General features: G+C 36.2%; 25 protein-coding genes and 3 pseudogenes. 21 read left to right on the top strand and 7 right to left on the bottom strand.

Annotated features, from left to right (window positions below):
* The first annotated feature begins 102 nt into the window (after positions 1–102).
* The 5 genes and pseudogenes from SM124_RS13305 to SM124_RS13285 all read left to right on the top strand — a co-directional run bounded on the left by SM124_RS13305 (position 103) and on the right by SM124_RS13285 (position 2,383).
* Entirely contained in the window at positions 103–651 is a 549-nt protein-coding gene (locus SM124_RS13305) for a hypothetical protein (RefSeq protein WP_322447013.1), read from the top strand.
* Between the two features lie 113 nt (positions 652–764).
* Positions 765–992, top strand: a pseudogene (locus SM124_RS13300) (tyrosine-type recombinase/integrase); the annotation flags it as partial.
* On the top strand, positions 989–1,384 hold the full coding sequence (locus SM124_RS13295; RefSeq protein WP_322447012.1) for a tyrosine-type recombinase/integrase: 396 nt from the start codon (positions 989–991) through the stop codon (positions 1,382–1,384). The pseudogene SM124_RS13300 and the gene SM124_RS13295, both read left to right, overlap by 4 nt.
* A 65-nt stretch (positions 1,385–1,449) precedes the next feature.
* Complete coding sequence (locus SM124_RS13290; RefSeq protein ID WP_322447011.1) at positions 1,450–2,022, top strand: hypothetical protein; 573 nt, start codon at positions 1,450–1,452, stop codon at positions 2,020–2,022.
* Positions 2,023–2,209: 187 nt separating this feature from the next.
* A complete protein-coding gene (locus tag SM124_RS13285) occupies positions 2,210–2,383 on the top strand; it encodes a hypothetical protein (RefSeq protein WP_322447010.1) in 174 nt (57 codons plus the stop codon).
* 147 nt (positions 2,384–2,530) lie between these two features.
* Here SM124_RS13285 and SM124_RS13280 read toward each other — a convergent pair.
* Positions 2,531–3,098: pseudogene (locus SM124_RS13280) on the bottom strand (recombinase family protein).
* 244 nt (positions 3,099–3,342) lie between these two features.
* On the opposite strand from SM124_RS13280, the gene SM124_RS13275 reads away from it, so the two are divergent.
* Positions 3,343–4,035 carry a hypothetical protein gene (locus SM124_RS13275; protein WP_322447009.1) on the top strand — a complete coding sequence of 231 codons (693 nt, stop codon included), beginning with the start codon at positions 3,343–3,345 and terminating at the stop codon, positions 4,033–4,035.
* A gap of 260 nt (positions 4,036–4,295) precedes the next feature.
* Here SM124_RS13275 and SM124_RS13270 read toward each other — a convergent pair whose 3' ends face one another.
* Complete coding sequence (locus SM124_RS13270; protein ID WP_322447008.1) at positions 4,296–4,673, bottom strand: hypothetical protein; 378 nt, start codon at positions 4,671–4,673, stop codon at positions 4,296–4,298.
* A 202-nt stretch (positions 4,674–4,875) separates the two neighbouring features.
* On the opposite strand from SM124_RS13270, the gene SM124_RS13265 reads away from it, so the two are divergent.
* From SM124_RS13265 to ltrA, 4 genes and pseudogenes are all read left to right on the top strand, one after another.
* Complete coding sequence (locus SM124_RS13265) at positions 4,876–5,097, top strand: restriction endonuclease subunit S domain-containing protein (RefSeq protein ID WP_322447007.1); 222 nt, start codon at positions 4,876–4,878, stop codon at positions 5,095–5,097.
* A 624-nt stretch (positions 5,098–5,721) separates the two neighbouring features.
* Entirely contained in the window at positions 5,722–6,150 is a 429-nt protein-coding gene (locus SM124_RS13260) for a hypothetical protein (protein WP_322447006.1), read from the top strand.
* 944 nt (positions 6,151–7,094) lie between these two features.
* Positions 7,095–7,550: a hypothetical protein gene (locus SM124_RS13255; protein WP_322447005.1), complete on the top strand. Its 456-nt coding sequence runs from the start codon at positions 7,095–7,097 to the stop codon at positions 7,548–7,550.
* Between the two features lie 739 nt (positions 7,551–8,289).
* A pseudogene (ltrA, locus tag SM124_RS13250) lies at positions 8,290–10,106 on the top strand (group II intron reverse transcriptase/maturase).
* 189 nt (positions 10,107–10,295) lie between these two features.
* On the opposite strand, the gene SM124_RS13245 reads toward ltrA, so the two are convergent.
* Complete coding sequence (locus tag SM124_RS13245; RefSeq protein WP_322447004.1) at positions 10,296–10,838, bottom strand: DUF3841 domain-containing protein; 543 nt, start codon at positions 10,836–10,838, stop codon at positions 10,296–10,298.
* Positions 10,839–10,963: 125 nt separating this feature from the next.
* Here SM124_RS13245 and SM124_RS13240 point away from each other — a divergent pair, with 125 nt between their 5' ends.
* From SM124_RS13240 to SM124_RS13220, 5 genes are all read left to right on the top strand, one after another.
* Positions 10,964–11,479 carry a YHYH domain-containing protein gene (locus tag SM124_RS13240; protein ID WP_322447003.1) on the top strand — a complete coding sequence of 172 codons (516 nt, stop codon included), beginning with the start codon at positions 10,964–10,966 and terminating at the stop codon, positions 11,477–11,479.
* Positions 11,476–11,841 (top strand): hypothetical protein, encoded by a 366-nt coding sequence (locus tag SM124_RS13235; RefSeq protein WP_322447002.1) that lies wholly within the window; start codon positions 11,476–11,478, stop codon positions 11,839–11,841. The genes SM124_RS13240 and SM124_RS13235 overlap by 4 nt, the downstream gene beginning before the upstream one ends.
* Positions 11,842–11,902: 61 nt before the next feature.
* On the top strand, positions 11,903–12,682 hold the full coding sequence (locus SM124_RS13230; RefSeq protein WP_322447001.1) for a hypothetical protein: 780 nt from the start codon (positions 11,903–11,905) through the stop codon (positions 12,680–12,682).
* 33 nt (positions 12,683–12,715) lie between these two features.
* Positions 12,716–13,396 carry a hypothetical protein gene (locus SM124_RS13225; protein WP_322447000.1) on the top strand — a complete coding sequence of 227 codons (681 nt, stop codon included), beginning with the start codon at positions 12,716–12,718 and terminating at the stop codon, positions 13,394–13,396.
* Between the two features lie 102 nt (positions 13,397–13,498).
* The gene (locus SM124_RS13220; RefSeq protein WP_322446999.1) at positions 13,499–13,672 is read left to right on the top strand and encodes an excalibur calcium-binding domain-containing protein; all 174 of its coding nucleotides are present in this window, start codon (positions 13,499–13,501) and stop codon (positions 13,670–13,672) included.
* Positions 13,673–13,756: 84 nt separating this feature from the next.
* Here SM124_RS13220 and SM124_RS13215 read toward each other — a convergent pair whose 3' ends face one another.
* The 4 genes from SM124_RS13215 to SM124_RS13200 all read right to left on the bottom strand — a co-directional run bounded on the left by SM124_RS13215 (position 13,757) and on the right by SM124_RS13200 (position 16,038).
* Positions 13,757–14,179, bottom strand: a complete 423-nt coding sequence (locus SM124_RS13215; RefSeq protein ID WP_322446998.1) for a hypothetical protein — start codon at positions 14,177–14,179, stop codon at positions 13,757–13,759.
* A 200-nt stretch (positions 14,180–14,379) separates the two neighbouring features.
* Positions 14,380–14,751 carry a hypothetical protein gene (locus tag SM124_RS13210; protein ID WP_322446997.1) on the bottom strand — a complete coding sequence of 124 codons (372 nt, stop codon included), beginning with the start codon at positions 14,749–14,751 and terminating at the stop codon, positions 14,380–14,382.
* On the bottom strand, positions 14,723–15,109 hold the full coding sequence (locus SM124_RS13205) for a hypothetical protein (RefSeq protein WP_322446996.1): 387 nt from the start codon (positions 15,107–15,109) through the stop codon (positions 14,723–14,725). The genes SM124_RS13210 and SM124_RS13205 overlap by 29 nt, the downstream gene beginning before the upstream one ends.
* Before the next feature lie 293 nt (positions 15,110–15,402).
* Positions 15,403–16,038 carry a hypothetical protein gene (locus tag SM124_RS13200; RefSeq protein ID WP_322446995.1) on the bottom strand — a complete coding sequence of 212 codons (636 nt, stop codon included), beginning with the start codon at positions 16,036–16,038 and terminating at the stop codon, positions 15,403–15,405.
* 186 nt (positions 16,039–16,224) lie between these two features.
* On the opposite strand from SM124_RS13200, the gene SM124_RS13195 reads away from it, so the two are divergent.
* From SM124_RS13195 to SM124_RS13170, 6 genes are all read left to right on the top strand, one after another.
* On the top strand, positions 16,225–16,767 hold the full coding sequence (locus SM124_RS13195; RefSeq protein ID WP_322446994.1) for a hypothetical protein: 543 nt from the start codon (positions 16,225–16,227) through the stop codon (positions 16,765–16,767).
* A gap of 65 nt (positions 16,768–16,832) precedes the next feature.
* Positions 16,833–17,111: a hypothetical protein gene (locus tag SM124_RS13190; RefSeq protein ID WP_322446993.1), complete on the top strand. Its 279-nt coding sequence runs from the start codon at positions 16,833–16,835 to the stop codon at positions 17,109–17,111.
* A gap of 209 nt (positions 17,112–17,320) precedes the next feature.
* Positions 17,321–17,914 (top strand): hypothetical protein, encoded by a 594-nt coding sequence (locus SM124_RS13185; protein WP_322446992.1) that lies wholly within the window; start codon positions 17,321–17,323, stop codon positions 17,912–17,914.
* A gap of 127 nt (positions 17,915–18,041) precedes the next feature.
* Entirely contained in the window at positions 18,042–19,013 is a 972-nt protein-coding gene (locus tag SM124_RS13180) for a YHYH domain-containing protein (protein ID WP_322446991.1), read from the top strand.
* A gap of 88 nt (positions 19,014–19,101) precedes the next feature.
* Positions 19,102–20,091: a hypothetical protein gene (locus SM124_RS13175; RefSeq protein WP_322446990.1), complete on the top strand. Its 990-nt coding sequence runs from the start codon at positions 19,102–19,104 to the stop codon at positions 20,089–20,091.
* 38 nt (positions 20,092–20,129) lie between these two features.
* Positions 20,130–21,452 carry a stalk domain-containing protein gene (locus SM124_RS13170; RefSeq protein ID WP_322446989.1) on the top strand — a complete coding sequence of 441 codons (1,323 nt, stop codon included), beginning with the start codon at positions 20,130–20,132 and terminating at the stop codon, positions 21,450–21,452.
* Positions 21,453–21,626 lie beyond the last annotated feature (174 nt).

Genomic DNA, 21,626 nt, shown 5'->3' with positions numbered 1-21,626 from the left:
ATGTATAATGGGTTTAAAAAGTTGTGTACAGAACTGATGCTAACTGAAGCGCAAGCTAAAAAAATATAGTGTATAAGAATAAATTTAAGGAGTCCTGATAATATGATATCAACAATAAAAAAACTTTTAGGGAGAACAAACATAACTGATAAAGATTCTTCCCAGAAGGCTTCCACCAATTCAGAAAATTACATATTTGAGATGTTTGAAAAAGTAAATGCTCCAGAAATTAGTTTCACGACTCTTTACAGTAAAATGAAGTATGGTAATTTAAATTTTAAATACATTAAGGTCTATCAATATACGGTAGCTAGTGGAAATGGTTATGGACACGGAGAAAGAAATGCAAAAAGAAGTAAAATTGAAAAAACTACTTTTGCACAAATTGATGAAGGTAAATCCAATGAAATTTCATTTTTCGAACGAGTTCAACGCGAGCAAAACATCCATAATCTAAATGACTCGACTGAAGCGGTGAGTAGAATTGATTTTATTTCAAATACAATTCACTACAATACAGATTATAAAAGAGTGAAAAGAATAAAATTATTTTACACAGTTCCAGGAGCAGAAAAGGCATGGGTACTCCAAGAAAGAGCAGGGTATATATACTTAACCATCTTGAGTAATCAAAGTGAAGACAAAGTATAATAAACAATTCGGCTTGCAATGTGTAGTTCATATGAGGTATTAAGTAATATTCCTACAGATGGAATAGAAGAGCGAAGGAACAGAAAAATACATTACCTACCTACTTAGAAAAGGATGAATTAAAAGTCTTGTTTGAGCAGATTGATAAAGTTAGTAAAAAGATGTATCGTAGAAGAAATAAAGTAATCTTGGGTATAATGGCGTATGCAGGTCACCGAGTAGATGAGGTTCACTTACTTAATAAATCGAGTATCAATCATGCACAAAAAGGGATAACGGTTAGAGGAAAAGGGAATAAAACCAGGTATATTCCACTTCAAAAGGATTTATATCACCCTTGATTGAGTACATAGAAAATCATAGGGGATATGGATTAAAAGGCCATGAAGATGCTCTATTTTTAAGTAGGTTCGGCAAGAGACTATCCGTTAGAAGGATACAATCAATAACGGATAGTATTATTAACGGTCTTTCTAAACAGGGTGGTTATGAGGACTGGAAAGAAAGGAAAATTTCTAGCCATAAGTTGCGACACTCTTTTGCTACAATGTTAATCCAACAAGGTATTGATATTCGTAATGTTCAGGAGCTGTTAGGGCACTCCAATCTCAATACCCCTCAAAGATATACTCATGTTACGGATGTCGCTAAACAGAAAGTATTGGATGAATTGAAAATTGATTTAAACAAAACAAATGTTGAACCTGTAAGTGTTACTAACAAGTCTGATTAGATATATTTACAGGAGTATCAATTGCTGAAATAAAATATATAAAATAGTTAATGGGGATTTTTGTTTTGTTAGGGATTATAAAAAAACTCATGAGAAACGAAGACAAGGAACAAACGATAAAAAAGTACACAGTGGAAGGAGTGGAATTGACGAGGGAAGAATACAAAGAATATAGAAAACTAGCTAATCGGGGTTCTTATTATGAAAGAGATTTCTTAAAAACCATGAAAAAAAAGCAAGATGATAAAAAAAATGCCGACAGAGCAAAAGATATGGTTTATTCAAAAATTAAAAACTTTAACGGCAAACAAATAAGTTATCATGACTTTATACGTAAGTTTGGTGGTAATGGTACCTTTAGGTATGTATCCACTTATAAAGATTTTTTTGAGGATAATAAAATTCATATTAAAGAAAATATTTTTCTTGATGGTCTTATTATAGGTGAATTTGCAACGGAAGGTTATATTAATAAGCCTACTCTTCATAATCGAAACGAAAAAGAAAGTATTATTTATATTAACCAAAGTAGCAACATTCAACATGTTATCGAAGGTAAAGACTCGGTTCTAATCTACATTAAAGTTAATGGAACTGCGCGAACATACAGCAATGTAGTTTACATATTACATAATTAAATATCATTCGGTCTGTTCAAATGTGTGGAAAGAATGCATTCTTTAGTATAGAAAGGTGCTAGATTTAGTGTTTATTTACGGTGTTACCCGCAAAGATCCATCATTTTCATACCAATATAACTTATCTGGTAAAATGGTTTATCTTTAGGTTTATATGTTCGCTTTAAAAAATATCGTTGAAGGAAGGTTGTATAGAGGATTGGAGAGCTTTGAGTTAGTGGTTAAAATTACTTCAGATTTTGGAATTACAGTAAATCTCTTTGCTAAACTTGAAAAAGCGATAGGAATCAAATTAAAAGGTGAGTTCAAATCATATGAGAAGACTTACTTTAAGATAATTGGGGAGTTTGAAGCCATATAAAAATTGTATTTAGAGAAAGTGATAGTTTTAATATTGTTTAATGAGTATTTAAGGTGAATATGTACTTAAATTATAGGGAGCATAAAAACGGTAACTAAACAAAAGAGCTTGGCAATCAAACCAAGCTCCATTTCTTTTATATTAACTTTAACTTAACCCTTGCTTTTTCGCTTTTGCGTATATAGTAGACCGAGGAACTCCGGTCATTTTAACAATATCGTTTACACTCAATCCATTTGATTCTCTATCAGCATACAACCTTAAAGTCTTCTTAACGTCTTTCTCTGCCTTGCCGACCGACACGGCCCATATGCTTTCCTTGTGCTTTTGCTCTTTCACGTCCTTCAGCTGTTCTTTCTGCTATTAAATCACGTTCAAATTCAGCAATAGCACCTAGCATAGTGAACATGAGTTTACCAGCTGGTGTTGTGAAGTCAATCTGCTCTTTTATAAAGACTAAACCTATACCACGTTCACTTAGCTCTTTCGCTATCTTATGTAAATCGAATGTACTTCTAGCTAATCGATCCAGTTTATAAACAACTAGCTTGTCACCTTCTCTTAAATAATCTCTAGCTAGTTCCTCCCGGTCACTTTTAGCTCCACTTTGCTTTTCCATGAAGATTTTATCGCGGCCATATGCTTTTAACTTTTTTAGTTGCAATTCTAATTCCTGGTCTTTAGTTGAAACGCTAGCATATCCAATAACAGCCATGATGTTTTTTCCTTGATTTGTTGTCTAAAAGATACATAACTTCTGTGCTTTTATTTCTTGACTAACTTTTAGACTATGTAAATATATTTTTGTGAGCAATATTAGGTTAATTGATTGTTTGTCTAAAAACTTATAACTTTTAGATAGAATTAAAACTTTAAATTCAAGCAAAGAAGGAACTAATTTATTTGTCTAGTATATTTGTATATAATGGTTGGGAATGAAATGAACGGGGGATAAAAACATGTTACTAATCGGGGAATCAATAAATTTAGATCAGAAGATTACCAGTAATATTCAAACCAGTTTTTACAATGGTAAGGTAGTGCCTTGTTTAATTTACCAAGGTCATTACATAAAAGAAGTAAATGATAAAATACAAACAACAAAAACTGGATTGAAAGAAATAATTGAGGAAGTTATTGTATCTACAAATGAAAATAGTGTATTTCCTAGCTTTTTAGTAACAAGGCAGATTGGAACTGACAATCCGAATTCAGGTATACCTAAAGATAAGCCACAAACAAGAGTTTCATTAATTTATGTTGAAAACAATGATATTAGAGTTTGGACACCTACTAATAAAGAAATCATAAAAGACTTAAAATTTTTATGTGAACACGCTGGAAAACAATATATGGCTATTTTCAAAGAAATAAATAACATTTTAGGGACAAGAGAGGACTTTAGTGTACAACAGTTGGTAGATTCTTTTGTTAAAGAGGCTTTCCATTTTCCTGCTTCCTGGTCACCTTTTATAAGGGGGAGTTTTAATGACAGAAAAGTCCCTGTAGCTGCTCTTTTTTGCCTAATAAAAAACATTTTGGTATCAGAGGATATGAGATTCGATGGTTCAAATCATCTTGGAAGATATAGATTCCAAGTAGCAGCCTTAGACCATGTTTTAGGCAACAAGCCAATTGATGATATCTTATAATTGACTTATCCTACTCAGATTCGAGCTAGAAGAAATACTAGGTTTGATAATGAAAATTTCAAGGAGAGAAGATTGAGGGCTTTACCCAACAGTTGATGGATTTAGCAGAGGTCATTATAAAAATAATAATAAGCACCTATTAGGGTGCTTATATTTATCAATAGCACTCTTATAGAAAGTGTAGGGAATGTAGTGATTCATAAACAATAATTTTAGTGTTAAATTTTGTGAACCGATACTATTAACAACAAAATTCCTAATTACAATTTTTTATAACAACCACATGCATTATCGTCAGGACATTTTATCCAACCACATTTATTACATATTTCCATAGAGGCTTCATTTAAATCCCTTTTGCATCTATAGCAATGGGGTTGTCTATGGGATAGTCTATAAGTTCTATGGAAACTATAATATTCCGTATCAGCTTTTGCTCCCAATAAATGATGTGGACTTAAAAATTGATAGGATACAAGATAGACAACAGAACCACCATTATCATCAAGATTAGCTACACTATATGTTTCCAAGATTCTTACTTTAGTATGAACTGCTACTTGAGGATTAGCATCAACAAAAACTTTTCCATCAAGGGCAGTATATGGATCAATAAAGGAATCTTTAATTATATTCATATTAATATCTCCTCTCCTAAAATAAACGCCTGTTCCCTAGGTACCTATTTATTATATATATAAGGGTATAACTAATATTATTACGACTTTTAAACAAGCCCTGCGATAGGGTTTTGTTTAAGTAAATTGGAAAATATTACTTTATTAGAAAAATTGTTGTTATAATGTCAATTCTCCGGCAATTCATAGGTTGCTCCTCTTTATGGACTTACCTAAAAACGTTGAGGGTATGAGAAGTAGGGTAGAGAAATATGATTTATTAACCTCAATTACGTTATATGTAGGAAAAACAGCCTTAGTCGATTACGATATTCCCGAAGCATATGTAAGCCAATCGGTTGCATTGACCAAACTAAAAGATAAAGAAATAGCTCGGTATATTCACTTGTGTTTACAATCCCCAAGTGGTGGTGAGGTGAGTTAAAAAAACGTGCTTATGGAATAGGAAGACTCGTATTAAATTTAGAGGACATTAAAAATGCTAAAATACCATTAGCACCAATAGAGGAGCAAGAACAACTAATAAATATTGTGAGAAAAATCTTTTCTATTGAAGAAAACACATATAATTTATTACAATTAGAGAATAAATTAAACCACTTAAAAGAAACAATTCTTTCTAAAGCTGCTCGTGGTGAACTTGGAACAAATGGTTCAACAGAAGAAGGTGAAATCGAATTACTAAAAAATTTAATACAGAAACAAACATAGTAATTAGCATACTGTGAACAACAAACTGACCACAAAACATATGTTAGCATGTACTTTCTATTTTTTACAAATAGCAATAAAGCCTTACATAATAAAGTGATTTATTCCTGGTTTTTACATATTTAATATATAAGTGAAAGAACGTAAAAAATACTGTCTTAAATGTATTCGGTGTATGATATATCTATTCTTCAAGGCTCCCAACTGATTTGATTGAGGGGCTTTTTGTTTATTTAACTCTTTTGATAAAACATTCTGAGCATAAATAAATATAGTTGATGCTTGTAGCCTTTCTGTATGAATGTTATAACTTGAATTTAATTATCTAAAAGACTTAGTGGAATCTCAGAAGAAAGATATAAAAATTAAAACAGAGAATTCAGTAGGAATTACAACAAATAGTAAAGAAACGACAAATAATAGTAGCAATATAAAATTGACTTTTGAAGATTTAGAACAAGCGGTTCTATACGATGTGGATGTAAACAAAGTTCATGGGTACTTGAAAACATATAATGATATTGAAAAGCTATCAAAACTACTAAGAGATGTCACTTATTTAAGCACTAATCGAAACGGATACCTATACAATGAAATAGGAAAAATGTTAATTGATAAGGGTGCAAATCCAAACTATATAGATGAACAGGGTTACTCGCTACTTTCCCATACAGTTTATAGTCAAAATGTCATCTTAACTAGGCAATTAATAGAAGCTGGTGCAGTGCAGATAAGTCATTTATTCAATCAGATGGAAAAAGCTTAAAGTGTTTTATTAATAGCTTAAAACTCTTTACTAAGATACTTGTTAATAACTGGAGAGAAACAATAACATTAAATAATGTAGCTGAACTCGTAGCAATTCAAGAGTTGTTAGGTCACAGTTCTCCAGATACTACACTTAGGTATGCAAATATTACTATAAGCAAAAGCGAGAGCAGCATAGAAAATATTTCATACAATAAATTGCTATCTATTTGACTCTTACTGTGTAACACAAAGTTTACAATCATATAAATCCGTTTCTTTCTGTCAGAGAGAGAAGCGGGTTTTTTTTGGGGGATTTAAAAATGTTTATCAATAATCATAGGACTTTTGTTCGATGCAAGTGAATATATTTTTTGTGAAGTCAAAATTGAAAGGGGCATAACATGCAACATAGAGGAATAACATGTCCAAAATGTAATAAATTAAACTTGGTTAAAGTTGAGAGCATCTCAACAGTCTCCTTGATTAAATGCAAAAGTTGCCAATTAGTCCTTTCAGAATTACATGTCATGAATGGAGCTAAAAAAAATAAGAACAAGAAGGGGAACGCAGGAAGCAATACAACCGGAAAAAGTAGCACAGTAAAGGTGAATACCTCTGACAAAAAAGAATCACTTAAGAAAAAGCAGAAGAGAATCTTAAATTTTATTAATGGATTATTTGGTTCTAATGGAAATAGTGATAATTCTAAATTCAAAACACTATGGAACAATATCGAGAGAAACCATACAACTCACTACAATGATGACTACGAAGAACAAGTGAATAAATTCCAATATACTACTAGGAACAACAAAGCGAATGACGAACAGGAAGAACGACCTAATTATTATGGTTATTCTCAAAGTCAGACAGATAAGGAGATCGAAGAAAGATTTTACGGACAACCAGAATGGTATAAAGAGAAAGAATTAGATGAAGAAAATTACGGAAAGCCTGCTTATGCACGGCACGAAGAATCATGTTCAGGTTGTGGATATGCTGAAAGTTACTGTAAGTGCTGTAATTATTGCAATACTTATCCTTGTGAGTGTTGTAGAACGTGTGGCGAAGCATCTTGTAGATGTTGCACTAGTTGTGACTCTTACCCTTGTGAATGTTGTTCAGAATGTGGTCAGCCAGAAAGATATTGTAAGTGCTGCAGGGATTGTGGAAATTATAGTTGCACTTGTTGCAGAACATGCGGATCATCATCTTGCTTGTGTTGTAGTAGTTGCGATGCTTACCCTTGTGAATGTTGCTCAGATTGTGGTGAACCCGGAAGATATTGTAGATGTTGTTCATATTGTGGCAACTATAAATGTAGTTGTGATGATTAAGAAAACTGAATTATCAAATTTTACTATAAAAAACCTGTTCTCTGCTGCAATAGAGAACGGGTTTTTCCAGGGTTTATGAAATAAGAGAGTTGGAACCTGAAGATTCAGCTAAATACTTTGTTTAAAAAGGATTTAAAAAGGATTTTGAACCATCTCTAGTTAAAAACATAGAGGGAGTTTAACTATTTGGAAATTATCTCTTATGACTTTTTTGGAATTCTCAAAACATGTTAACGACGTCGAGTAGGAACAATAAAGAGTAAAATTACTCAAACTAACATGTAGACAATGATAATGAGCCAAACAATATAGTTAACTATGGTATTAAAATAGATTAATTATTTTATGTTATTCAATTAAAGAGGCTTGTTAATATTATAAAGAAGAAAAACCAGCAGTGCCAATTGTTGCACAGTACAAGGGTGCTGTTCAAGTAAGAATGAATGCCTCATTTGTCGCTGAAATTGACGGCATATCTACACACCCCGCTCATCGGAATATAAAAAAGTAAAATAGTACTAGATGACTAAAACTAAGAAAAGAACCCAAAGGAGAAAAAAAGAACCCCCCCCTTAAAAGTAGCAACAAACAGTTGATCAGGACAAAATATAGTGAACATCAAAATCATTGAATCTCCGCCCCATCCATTATTATCAGTGAAAGTGGTGGCACAGTACCGATGAAAGGTCTAATCAACCCGAAGGGATAGCCACTAGACTAATGAAGAATCATTCAACCATGTAAGGCATTTCTTTTTCGGTTAATAAGGTTCTTGTGAGACTAATAGAGGTTCAACTCCCAAGGGAGTCACCGACTTATTGAAACGGAAGAAACTGAGACACAGCGAGTATTATGATATGCAACAATGTTTTGATAATCTGTATGCTCAAAGTGTCAATGGTCAAAATTTCTATGATTTAATGGAACTGATCAGTTCGATTGAAAATATACGTCTTGCTTATCGAAATATAAAACGAAACACAGGGAGTAAAACAGCAGGGACAAACAAGTTAACAATTGATGATATTAAGAATTTATCAGTAGAGGATGTAATTGAACACGTTCAAACTATGTTCAAAGAATATAAACCCGAAAGTGTTCGGCGAGTCTTTATTCCAAAAGCAAATGGCAAAGTAAGACCACTAGGAATTCCGACGATATGGGATAGAATCTTCCAACAATGTATCTTACAAGTATTAGAACCCATTTGCGAGGCGAAATTTCATAAACACAGTTATGGCTTTAGACCAAACAGAAACACTCATCATGCGAAAGCGAGACTAGAATCGCTTATCAATATGGTGGGTCTTTATCATTGTATAGATGTAGATATAAAAGGTTTCTTTGATAATGTTCATCATAGTAAATTACTTAAATAAATCTGGTCATTAGGAATAAAAGATAAAGCTTTACTCTCGATTATTTCGAAGCTACTAAAAGCAGAAATTGTTGGAGAAGACATTCCCAATAAAGGAACACCGCAAGGCGGTATTCTTTCACCACTTTTATCAAACATTGTCCTAAACGAACTGGATTGGTGGGTAAGTAATCAATGGGAAACTTTTGAAAGCGTCCATAACTATAAACATAATGGAAGCAAAGTAAATGCACTCAAGAAATCGAAATTAAAAGAATGTTACATCGTTAGATACGCTGATGATTTTAAGGTTTTATGCCGTACACGTTCACAAGCGATAAGAATGAACTATGCCATTAAAGATTTTCTGAAGGCTAGGTTACATCTTGAAACAAGTGATGAAAAATCAAAAGTTATTAACTTAAAACGAAATTCGTCAGAATTTCTAGGATTCTCTTTCCGAGTAATTAGGAAAGGAAAAACTAGATTTGGTTACGTAGCCAAATCCAACATGACGAAGAAAGCAAAGTCCAATGCACTCATAAAAATTAAGGATTCTATAAAAGCAATTCAGAAGAAACCATGTATTGAAACAGTCTGGCACTATAATACTGTCGTAATGGGATTCAGAACTATTACGCAGCAGCGACTGAAATCATGAAAAATTTAAGTGAGTTGACTACTCATCTAAACAAGACGTTATATAATCGATTAAAGCACTTTAGAAAAGAAGCAACATTTTCAGATATGACTATTACAATACAAAAACGCTATAAAGGTTGTAAATCAAGACTTTATAAAATAAAGAATATGGTATTTGTCCCAATTCATGCCCAAAAGCACAAAACAAATCTATGTTTCTCGCAAGATATTTGTAATTATACGGTAAAAGGAAGAGACAAAATACACCATAATCTCAAAGTGATAAATAAAAAGACTTTAGCTCATGTCATGAAAAATTTTATTCCTAATCGAACGATTGAGTATAATGATAATCGCATTAGTAAATTTATTGCCCAATATGGAAAATGTGCCATAACAGGTATTGAGCTTGGAAAACATGACTGGCACTGTCATCATAAAAATCCGTATCATCTCTCAAGAGATGACACGTACTCTAATTTGATAGTGTTATATGAATACGTTCATCGGTTGATACACTTAAAAGACCATGAGAAAATCAAAAATCAAATCAAGGTCTTGAAGCTAAATAACAAGCAAATCCAAAAGGTAAATGAACTACGAAAACTATGCAGAAACGACTTAATCATTAATTAGATTAAACAGCTTCCTTTCATAATAAATAAAATTGAATGAATTGGATTAGTTGGAACGCCGTATGCGGTGAAAGTCGCACGTACGGTGTGAACAGGGGGAAAAGGGGGCGATAACTTCAAACCTTTACCTATCTGTATGAAGATAGACCATCGTATGATGGCCTTTTTTTATAAAAACCCTACCTAATCATTATTCCTTGCCCATAAAACGCTCCACTCGTTTCACTTGGTCCATTGTGATTCGGGGAGTGACGCCTTGAATCCAATTAGGATCAAATACTCCGTTCCACTCGGGGTCTATATTCCTTAATAAATCAAAGTCAAAGATTCGCTCCCACGTTTGTTCGATTTCTTCCCGGCTCATCTGACCTTGGTCAAAGCGATTCCACTCATCTTCAGTAATCGTGACAGGATGCTCGGTCATGACAAAATCCCACTTATGGAAACAAGACCATAATATCTGGTCATCGGGAATGTCGAGCGTCAAAATGACCCCACGGTTTCCTTTTCTGAAACTTGGTTTTTCGTTTCGGTTCGGTCGTCGTTTCCAGACCCAAACGGGATAGGTGGTTCCATCATAGTCGGGGATGGTTTTTGCCAATTGCTTCATCATCCATTGGTAAGGCTTGGTTAGTTGCTCGGGCCAGAAGATATGCTTTTCACTGCCTTCATAATAGCCCTGTTTTCTCATAAGGTGATACATCTTCTCTGGTTTAACGGTATAAACAATCATGTAATGACTCCTTTGATGAATGCTGATTATATCCTAGCATACTATCCGAGAAGTTAGGCATTGTTTTACTAGAGTTTTAACTGTAAAATTTAGGTAGAAAGATAGAGAGATAGGATGAAGGCGAAATGAAACGATTAGTGGGACTTTTCTTCTTGCTTTGGTGCGGATGGGTGGGAGGAGTGGAGGCACATCCAGGTAACACCGATGCCTCTGGCGGCCATACGTGTCGAACCAATTGCGAAGAGTGGGGCTTGAATGACGGGGAATATCATTACCACGATGGATATAGTGACTATGATTCGGGCGGAACGTATGACGAAGGGTATGCAACGGGATTTGATTATGCCTATTCCTATACCTCGACTTGTGAAAAGGACTACGAGTGGTGGTGGGAAGGCTCACAAGAGTTTGGCAACGGGTACGAAGAAGGCATAGCGGATGGTCACGAAGAAGGGCTGGAAGTCTGTATTGAAGACAGCGAAGATGCGGGCTATCAGGAAGGCTATGACGATTACCAATACGATGAGGAATACGACTCTGAACCTCCATATGGAGACTATCTCGAGGAAGTGTACAAACAAGCCTATGTAAAAGGTTGGGAAGCAGCGGAACAAGACGATCCGATGATAATCACGCTGTGACGGCTAGTGCTTCCTCCTCTTCTAGTCAAGATGACGACGAAGAATGGCTGCCTTACGACCAATATCAGTTCATTTTTGAAGAAGCCTATGAAGACGGAGCAGAAGCCGCAACAGAAGGTTATCTGTTTGATGACCACAACCAACAACTAAAAGGGCAAGAATGGGAAACGTACCGTGAGGGCTATTATCAAGGTTGGATGGAAAACGGCGGTGAATCCATTCTTGAAACCATTGGGTACTACTTGTTTTACAAGTATCTATGGTGGTCACTGGGAGCAATGGCCTTATTGGTGGTTGGTGGTTGGTGGACTCTGGATCCTAATTCGGTTTCGGAGACGGAAAAGCGTGTCTTCACTTTTTGATAAATAATAGATTTTGTGAGAAAATTTGTATATCAAGAGTTTACTAGAGAGGGAAAACAAAATGAAAAAGATTGTAATGTTTTTAGCAATAATGATGGGGGCAAGTGCTTTAATACAGCCAGTAACGTTATCGACTGTAGAAGCCACTACGGTTAAGAAAGCAGAAGCAGAGAAGAGTATTCATCAATATTCAAAGTCTGAAATGACCAAATGGATAAATGAAAATAGTAAAAAAGGAGATTTACAAAGGTTAGGTAAGTATAAGATTGTAAATGTAGATTTTAAGACATTAGCCGAAAGTAACCATGACTTACGTTATCCATTCAAGTATTGGGATGAAACATCTAAGATTCAAAAACACTATATTGGCAGTTCCGTTGGCTTCATGGACACATACTATAACCGGAATTATAAGACCATTGGTAAAAAATTCATCAACGAATTGCGATATTACCACAAAATTGGTTACAAGTATAATGGAACGTACTATTCTGATAAGAACTTAGGGAAGTATTTCAAAAAGTTGGTAGATGAAACCAAAAAAGAAAAGAGAATTTCAGAAAGTATATTTGTAACAGATGTTTCAATGTATTATGAACATGATTCAAATGCAGCCTTACTGGTTGATAACGGTGAAAGAATAAGAGGAACACAATATATCCGTTACACTTCCGGTAGTAAATTACCCAAAGGAGTCAAATTAAACAAGTGGTACAAACGAGACGTAGAAGTAGAAGTAGAGAACACCTCTTGGGATATGAAAGTCATCACTTGGGATACTTCCACATATACGTTTGTAAAAGAAGTTCCGCTTACCAAATGGATAGAAGTTAAAAAATAACATTTCACTCAGTCAAAGGAAGAGGACATCGCCTTGAAAAAGAAGATTATATTCATTTTAACATTATTACTAGGAGTTTCAACCACAGACAAAGCAGGTCTTATGTTCGTTACAGAAGCAGCCACAGAAGAAAAAAGTATTCACCAATACTCAAAGGCTGAACTAGAACAATGGGTTGATAAAGAAGCAGATTTAAAAAGATTAGGTAAGTATAAGATTGTAAATGTGTGGTTTGAGACGTTAGCTGAAGCCAACTATGACGAACGCTATCCAAGGAAGTATCAGGATAAAACATCTCAGATTCAAAAACATTATATTAACAGTTCCATTGGCTTCATGGACACCTATTATAATCGTAATTACAAGACAATTGGAAAATCATTCATAAACAAATTGCGTTATTACTTCAAGATTGGTTACAAATATAATGGAACGTACTATTCTGATAAGAACTTAGGGAAGTATTTCAAAAAGTTGGTAGATGAAACTAAAAAGGAAAAGAGAATTTCAGAAAGTATATTTATAACAGATGTTTCTATGTATTATAAACATGATCCAAATGCAGACTTACTGGTTGATAACGGTGAAAGAATAAGAGGAACACAATATATTCGTTACACTTCTGGCAGTAAATTGCCCAAAGGAGTCAAATTAAACAAGTGGTATAAACGGGATGTAGAAGTACAATTAGAAAATACCTCTTGGGATTTATAAGTCATCACTTGGGATACTGCTATGTATACGTTTGTAAAAGAAATTCAGCTTACCAAATGGAAAGAAGTAAAAAAATAATACATAAGCAAGATTCCGTTCGCTTTGTCTATCAAGATCGAAGAAGACAAAAATCCTTATTCCTATACGAGTGTGGATTATGACTGTTCGGATTTCGATACACAAGAAGAAGCACAAGCCTTTTTTGAAGACGAAGGCGGTCCCGATGACGATCCCCACGATTTAGACCGAGATGGTGACGGGATGTCGTGTGACTAGAATCCATAGAAAAACCCTTTCTTTCGCGGAAAGGGTTTTTTGTTCGTAACAGCAACAAAGTTCTATCATCTATCAGATGGTCTATTAGTCCTCACACCCAAAAGATGTGAGCGTACCCGGTGGAAGTACAGCGATTTCCGCCTGGAAACCAAAACCTTCTATGGTAAAGGATGATACTTGCTCACTTGTTTCATCTACCCTAAATTCCAATTGAAAGGTTACATCCTGCTGATTGCCTTCAAATTCAAGTATGCCTTGTCCTGTAATGGTGATCGTGCAGACATCTCCTTGTGTGCTACATTGTACCGCCACTAAATTGGTGGATTGTAGTGTGAAACTGGGATCTCCGTCTCCAAAATTGACCGTGACGTTGGATGACTCCACTCGTTCTTGGCATACATTGACATTGTAAGTGATGGTACCGCTGGCGACCCCTTCTGGTAATTGAAATGCTATATTAAATAACGTTGTATTCAGAATGGCTCCACAAGAACAGATTACACCCATACTTTTCACCTCCTTTTTTTAGATGGGATATATTATGACAATGAAACGATTCACGTCTGTTCGCTTGTCCGAGTGGAGTTTCTATTTTGCCAAAAAAACGTGCTGTTACAAGGTTTTACTTCGGATATATTAGGAGGTGTGACTGGGAATCCGTAAGAAAAACCCTTTCTTTCATGGAAAGAGCTCTTCTTTTGCCTACCTTAGCAGTAACTGATAAAGAAATTTAGAGCGCCTTGGCAATTAGCCAGTCCATCTCCTTCACAACGAACACGGATGTTGGCCACATCCTCTACAGTTACAATAATAGAAGTATCACTTCTGTAATCGGACCAGATAATCTCGAATTCAAGTATGGTTCCGTCTGTCTGCTCTATTACAAGGGTAGCATCACATTGTTCCTCAGCAGTTGAAGTAAATGTTGCCACTGTTACCGTTGGTGGACATTCTAGGAATGACTCAAATAAGGGTTGCGATTCTGTTCCGCACGGAACATTAAACTCTGTACTGACTAAGTTATTTCCGATTTGTACAGGGGTTCCCCGGTCACATGAGCAGCAACCCCGTACATGCACAATAAGAGATTAAGAATGCCAAGAAACCCGTACACCCAGCTCTTCCTTCTGATGTCTCGCATCTTAAGGAGACCCTTCGAACATTGGGTACAGAGAGACTCAATGTTTGATGGTTGTCCGGTAGAGGCCGTTCGATAATTGAGCCGTCTCCTTGTTCGATTACTAGTACAGTCTGACAATTAACTTCTTCTTGGAACGGGAATGCGATAGCCGAAATAGTGAGGGTAGGGAGTGGAGTTAAGACGGCTTCGTAATAGATTTGCTCTTCCCCACAGCCCAAGTTAAAATTTCTAGGAATAGCTGGAGTAGTATCAAACCCTATCGTTACAGGCTTACACTTTTGATTGTTAAATCCCATTTCTATTAACCTTCCTTTCTAACATATTGTTACATTCTATGAATACAGGATGAATGTGCTTGTACGCCTGTCTGAAAAGGGTGCCTATTCTGAAAACATGCTGTTACGGGCATTGACATCTGATACATCATGAGGTGTGAAAGGAATACATTGAAAAAACCCTTTCTTCCGTGGAAAGGGCTTTTCCTGTTCTTAACAGTAACTAGTGATAAAAATAGGATTTCCTTGGCAATCCTCGCCGCCTTCGCCTTCACAACGATAACGGATTTCACGTACTTGATCAACGGTCACGACTAGACTGCTATTCCCACCTTCCAAGAAACGTTTCGTTCAATAATGGTGCCATCTACTTGTTCCACGATGAGAATGTGATCACATATACTTCTGTTAACTCCGGTGAGCACAGTCACGGTAGGTGGATACTCTAAGAATGAACGATAGAGAGGGCCCGTTTCTTCCCCACAAGAGATTCTATAGAAGGAAACTGGTGAAAACTCTTGGCCTATTACAACCGGTTTTCCTAAACGGCAAGAACAACAGCCATCTGCACATTCACAATAAGATAACGCGTAAGTCATACCACCACGACAACCTGTACCGCCTTCCACTTCTTCGCAGCGGATGATAATTCTGCGAACATCCGGGATGGTTAATGAAATTTGACCAGCACCATCCCTTTCAACATTAGGTAAATTGATTTCAATCATGGTTCCATCTCCTTGCTCTGCCACTAACACGGCTTGGCACGCAACGGTTCCTTGTGAAATTTGTTGTCCAACGTTGATAGAGAGGGTAGGGAGGGAGGAAGAAATGGCTTCATAAAAAACTCTTTCCTCACCACAGGCAAGGTCGAAACTCTGAGAAAGTCCATTAGGAAATACGTTTTCACCGAATAACACTGGTTTACAATTTGCTCTCTGTAACCCCATTTGATTTTTACTCCTTTCATGCTTTGTTTTGCTTACCTTTTGCAGTAACTTATTAAGAAACTGTTTATCGTTACATTCTATGAATATAGGAGGTGTGTGCTTGTACACCTGTCTAAAGAAATCAATTTTCCAACATTTTTTGCTAGTACGCTTGCTTTTGAATGGAATTGTTAAGAGGGGAACAACTTGCCGATTCATGACATTAGGGCAACCACAAAAGAACAAATACACCATAATTTAGGGTATAATAGACACAATGAAGCAATGGGAGGAATGACCATGAGCAATAACCGTGCAAGTTCATCCAATGTCCATAAAGATTTTTTGATTAATGGACTTGGGCTTAAGCAAGTATCTAACACAACCATCTTTAAAAAAAGAGACGTTTTCGTTCTGTCTCCATCTGTTCAAAATGACGCTTTTTGGTTTGATTTAAGAAAAGTCAATGTGGACAAGTTTGACGGAAATCGTGAAAAGGGTTACTTGTTGATTCGATTCTTTAATCAGTTCTTATTAATGGACCTACAGGAATTTCTAAATCAAATGGTTGAAGAAGATAAATTTGCTCAGACCACAAACAGTGGAATTCACTGGAAATTCAAGATAATAAAGAAGATCGATTCCTATAAAGTTAAAAGTATGATTAATAAGAGAGAAATTCAGATACCCGAAGTGAATACGGAAACTCTAATAAACCTTTTAGGGCGGGAACTCTTGCCTTTGTCATAAACAATAGTGTGTTGGCTGACCAAGAGAGTTTCATTTAATCATAGAATCAGAGAGGGGACTAAGAGATGAACACCATATTAAAAAGCACACCGTACTGTGATTTGCTGGCGCAAGGGACAACACAAGAGGGCGAGGATGTATCAGCCGTTGAACGGATTTATGTAAAAGACCAAAAGAGAGAAGAAATCCGGTTCGCTTGGTACAAACTGAAAGACGGGAAACCTCAGTTTCAGTTACGACCACTGGATTTAACGGAAGAGGAACTGCTTCTCCTATTCAAGGATGGGTTAAAAGAGGGCGTGTTTTCGAGTGAGTTTCGGGCTAAGTTAAAGGAACAACTGTAATCATACATACACAAAAATGGGCCTAAATAGATTACCACGCTACAGTTACTTCCCCCTAATTCCTTGAGTAATCCAAGATTGAGAGTGTCTGTGCCTAAAATCATTGAACGAACAAATAAGATGTGATGAAATAATGGAAGAATACCGTAAGTAACTCACGGGAAATGGTGGATTGGCAAGAGTGGGTGATTTGTAGGAGGAGTATTTGCTTGGAAAAAAAGAAGACCGTTTTGGAAAGTTTAGATGGAATTTCATTAGAGATATCACAATTGTCCCAAGAGTTTGCTGGTTGGGTCATGAAAGATACCATTAATGCAATAATCGTTCTAATAGGGATTGGTATTACATTTTATTTTAGTCAAAGATTAGCTAAGTTAGCAAATGAAACACATGCTTTGAACGAGCGAATTTTCACTATCAATCAGGATAACCTGCACGAAAGAAAAGAAGCAAGAAAGGGAGTAATCAGAACGAATGTCCTCAATATTCAACAGTTTATTAGAGAACAGTATGAGGGTTATGATTTTACCTATATTGATTTGATCCCTGAAAATTGTGGAGTTGAAGACCTTACTGAATTTTTTTCAGATGAAGAGATTGGGAAGATTAGCCGGGCTTGGTATGAATTTAGAAAGTACAAAATTAAGTATTCAAATGGCCTAAAGGAGCATGAGAAAGATGCGTTCCTAAGAGATTCCCAAAGATTAATGGGGATTTTCAATGATGCCTTCATCGTAACTGGAAAAATCATTATGGCAGAATTAGTAGTCGAACCTAAGAAACGGTGGTTCAAGAAACGTTAATAAGAGTCCGTTTCATACTCCAAAAAAGGGCCTGAAAGGATCATTTTTTCTTGCCATTATCCTCCATTGTTCCTCTTTTCTCAGATAGGTAAAATGAAGGAGACAACATGAGGAAGAAGGCAACAAAATGATACGATTTTTCATAAGTTTAGGAGTACTCTTACTCCTAGTTCCAATGACTGTTTGGGGACACCCAGGAAATACCGACTCAAGTGGGGGCCACACTTGTCGTACCAACTGTGGAGATTGGGGGCTTGAATACGGGGAATACCATTATCACGGTGGCTATGATAGTGGGGACTGGTACGAGGATGAAGAGTACGACTATGATAATGATTATTATTACGATTCAGAATATGACTACGATTATGATTCAGATTATGATACTGAGAACTATGACTATGACTATGACTATGAATCTTATCTTGAACCGGACCCCGAGTTAGGCTATATGACTGGGTATGACCACGCCTATTTAAACACTTCTAAGTGTGTAAAAGACTACGAGAAGGAAAGTTCTAGTATCTCAGATTATCAGAAAGAATACGATAGAGGGATAAAAGAAGGTCATGAGGCTGGATTATTAGTCTGTCGGATCGACAGTGACAATGAGGGTTATATTCTTGGTTTCTTTCATTCCAACAATAGTAAGGGCTATGCTCCTGAAGTCGGTGAATATAACAAGACCCATTACATTAATGGATATGACAGAGGATGGGAAGAAGGAAAAGAATACCTCGCCGAAAAAGAGAAACAGAAAGAAAAAGAAAGTATTGAGAAACAGAAGATGAACTCAAATGAGGGACAAGCCCTTTATGATCGTGGATATCATGCTGGGATGAAGGCAGTGAAGGATACAACCCCTTTTAATAACCAGGTAGAATCCTTGGATGGAGAACCTTTGCGGATTTACCAATTAGGATACAAGGCTGGCTGGTATGAAGGTGGGGGAGTATCTCATCTTGAATATTTCCGGTATTGGATATTTGATAAACACTTAGACATGACGTTGATTGCCGGTATTATGCTAGTGATGGCGATACTTACTTGGATCGTACAAAGGAATAGCAAAAAATCAGTAGAGAAGGACTCGGTTTAGAGTTCTTTTTTTTGTTTACCTTCTGGCAAACTTTGGATTATAATAGTCCTATTGTACTAATGATATTTTATAAAGAGGAAGGTCAAAAATGAGAGACGTTTTTGGAATGGCTTGGGCCTTGGCTCAAGTCCTATTTTTTGGGGGATTCGCCTTTTATTTTGGTGGAGGAGTCATCCCTTTTGGTAGTGAGGTTAGCGTAGAAGTGTTATCTCATATCAACACTCACCAGAATGCGAAAGTGGTAGAGTTAAAGATTAAGAATGAGTCCCAGGTTTGGAAGGATTACACGGCTATGGGAAGTAAAGTAAAGATTTACAGTAATGATTTCAGCATTATCGATGAAGATGGTCGAATGCTGGAGGCAGACGGTAGGACAGAACCTAGCATTATAGAACTTGGACGAGGAAAATACCGCGTAATCAATGTCGTGTTCGTGGATGAGGACAATCGGATTGAGGACTTTGTGGACTTGGAAATTGATTCGAATGATTTGTCCTTGGCATTGACCTTACCAGAGGCAGAGTATGTCGAATCGGATCTTGAACTCCTTTCGGATATGTTTTTCAACAAAGATGCGGACAAAGACAAAATAGCCAAAGAACTTCGAAAGCGAGCCGAATCTCAAATGGTCTTTAAGTCAAATGGGGATAAGGAACAAAGTGAAGAGGAGGAAGATGTAGAGGAAGAAGAAAAGAGTCACAATAGGTCAGAGACTAATGGCTACGAGGTATACGAGAAAAACGGTGAGTATTTTGTTAGTGGAATCACGTTAGGAATGGATATATCCGAGGTGGAAACCATCTTAGGTGAACCAGACTTAGAAGAAGGAAACGAGTCGTATTGGTATGAAGAAGGAAACCCTGATCATTACTTGGTCGTGGAAATGGGGAATACAGGATACATACACTCTATCGGAGTCCAATCGACCCCCGGAACGTTTGACGGGATTTATGATGTGTTAGGACCTTCTATGGATAGTGGGTCTGGACCCGTGTGGATTTCAAATGCCAACCAGCGTTTGGCTCAATATTTAGATATGCCTGAGTATGATCAAATTTGGCTTTCTTACAATGAGTAGGTTGAAGATTCATAGAATTTAAGGATAAGTGGGGGCAGATGATGAAGAAATTAGTATCAATAGGATTGACGTGTTCGTTACTCTTAGGGGGTATTGGGTTATCGATTCAACCTCAACAAGTAGAAGCAAAGGCAACGAAGGCGTATACGAAGCAACAAGAGGAAGTACGAGATTATGTAAATAGTATCAGAAAGAAGATGGGGTTAAACACACTGGAGTTAAACCCTTACTTAAACAAAGCAGCACAGAACCATTCTAAATATATGCTTAATAATAATCATTATGACCATAAGGAGAGTAAAGGTAGAAAAGGATTCACTGGTGTAGATGCATCAGCAAGGTTAAAGGCTGTAGGAGCTGATAGAAACTTATTAAAGGGTTCACTTTCAGAAATTTTGTCCTCTGATACAGACAAAACTAAATCTATAATAGATGGGTTTTTGGATACTTCTTACCACAGAGAGTCTCTTATCAATCCTGATGATAAACTGATTGGTTTCGGAATAGATAAAAATTATGTTACTATACTAATTACCGATTTAAATGAATCTCTTTATGAGCCTGTTTTTTATCCGTATGATAAACAGACTAATGTTGGGGTAGGGTTTTATGGGAATGAAATTCCTAACCCGTTAGACCAATTCAAAGTGAAAAAGTCAGGGTACATCATCTCTTACAATCCAGGAGACCCTGGTGTCACTGGTGCTAAAATTAAGATAAGAGACAGTATAGGTACTAATATCCCCTTCCACTTAGAGGGTGGGGAGGACAGCCTAACTTGGTTTATCTTTCCTAAATATGAGTTAGCGTTTGGTGAAACTTACACCGTTACAGTGGAGTATATGGCTGAAGACGACGACTGGAAACCAATTAAAATAACCAAAACATGGTCTTTCACAACAAAAGACAAACCAAAATATAGTTTTTCATCAGGAGAAGCAAACATAAAAATAAACGGTAAATACATTTCTGTTTTTTCCGAATTTGTTAACGAATTCAATACTGGTGTAGAGTATAGTCACCCCGTACGTATCATAAAGAACGTAGCACACGTAGATGCAAAGATGATTTCAGAACGTTTGAACATGACAACGAAAACAAGCGGTTCAAAAGAAATCACATGGAAATCAAAGAACAAAGAAGTTAAATTCAAAGTAGGTCAAAAAACAGCAAAAGTTAATGGCAAAACGGTCAAACTAAGTCAATCACCGACAACCATTGATAAGAAAGTACATGTGCCTATCTCTTTCTTAAAAGAAACACTAGGGGCAAAAGTATCTTATGACAAAAAAGGGAAAGTCGTAAATATCGATTTAAAAATTGATGACCCTGTGGGGTTAAAGACAGAATTTAAGTTTTAGAGTGAAGGCAGGGCAATCCTTGCCTTTTTCTCTAAGATATGTTTTTTTGACAGATGAAGACTTTTGAGTGTGGCGATCAATGGAAAGTAGCCAATTAACGGGAGTGGAAGTATCAGAGGATATCATTTGGGATAAGGGAAGAACCTTTGAGGGAGTGATCTTGCCTTTAGCCTG

It is taken from the genome of Robertmurraya mangrovi (genome assembly GCF_034427655.1).
Taxonomy (GTDB): domain Bacteria; phylum Bacillota; class Bacilli; order Bacillales; family Cytobacillaceae; genus Robertmurraya_A; species Robertmurraya_A mangrovi.
This window is presented reverse-complemented; position numbering and strand designations above follow the sequence as displayed.

Bases quoted from the DNA above. Each gene is read 5' to 3' on its own strand.
- SM124_RS13305 (WP_322447013.1), top strand. From the start codon at position 103: ATGATATCAACAATAAAAAAACTTTTAGGGAGAACAAACATAACTGAT.
- SM124_RS13200 (WP_322446995.1), bottom strand. From the start codon at position 16,038: ATGGGGTTACAGAGAGCAAATTGTAAACCAGTGTTATTCGGTGAAAAC.
- SM124_RS13190 (WP_322446993.1), top strand. From the start codon at position 16,833: ATGAACACCATATTAAAAAGCACACCGTACTGTGATTTGCTGGCGCAA.
- SM124_RS13265 (WP_322447007.1), top strand. From the start codon at position 4,876: ATGGACTTACCTAAAAACGTTGAGGGTATGAGAAGTAGGGTAGAGAAA.
- SM124_RS13275 (WP_322447009.1), top strand. From the start codon at position 3,343: ATGTTACTAATCGGGGAATCAATAAATTTAGATCAGAAGATTACCAGT.
- SM124_RS13205 (WP_322446996.1), bottom strand. From the start codon at position 15,109: ATGGGATTTAACAATCAAAAGTGTAAGCCTGTAACGATAGGGTTTGAT.
- SM124_RS13170 (WP_322446989.1), top strand. From the start codon at position 20,130: ATGATGAAGAAATTAGTATCAATAGGATTGACGTGTTCGTTACTCTTA.
- SM124_RS13180 (WP_322446991.1), top strand. From the start codon at position 18,042: ATGATACGATTTTTCATAAGTTTAGGAGTACTCTTACTCCTAGTTCCA.
- SM124_RS13255 (WP_322447005.1), top strand. From the start codon at position 7,095: ATGCACGGCACGAAGAATCATGTTCAGGTTGTGGATATGCTGAAAGTT.
- SM124_RS13175 (WP_322446990.1), top strand. From the start codon at position 19,102: ATGAGAGACGTTTTTGGAATGGCTTGGGCCTTGGCTCAAGTCCTATTT.
- SM124_RS13230 (WP_322447001.1), top strand. From the start codon at position 11,903: ATGAAAAAGATTGTAATGTTTTTAGCAATAATGATGGGGGCAAGTGCT.
- SM124_RS13215 (WP_322446998.1), bottom strand. From the start codon at position 14,179: ATGGGTGTAATCTGTTCTTGTGGAGCCATTCTGAATACAACGTTATTT.
- SM124_RS13270 (WP_322447008.1), bottom strand. From the start codon at position 4,673: ATGAATATAATTAAAGATTCCTTTATTGATCCATATACTGCCCTTGAT.
- SM124_RS13240 (WP_322447003.1), top strand. From the start codon at position 10,964: ATGAAACGATTAGTGGGACTTTTCTTCTTGCTTTGGTGCGGATGGGTG.
- SM124_RS13245 (WP_322447004.1), bottom strand. From the start codon at position 10,838: ATGATTGTTTATACCGTTAAACCAGAGAAGATGTATCACCTTATGAGA.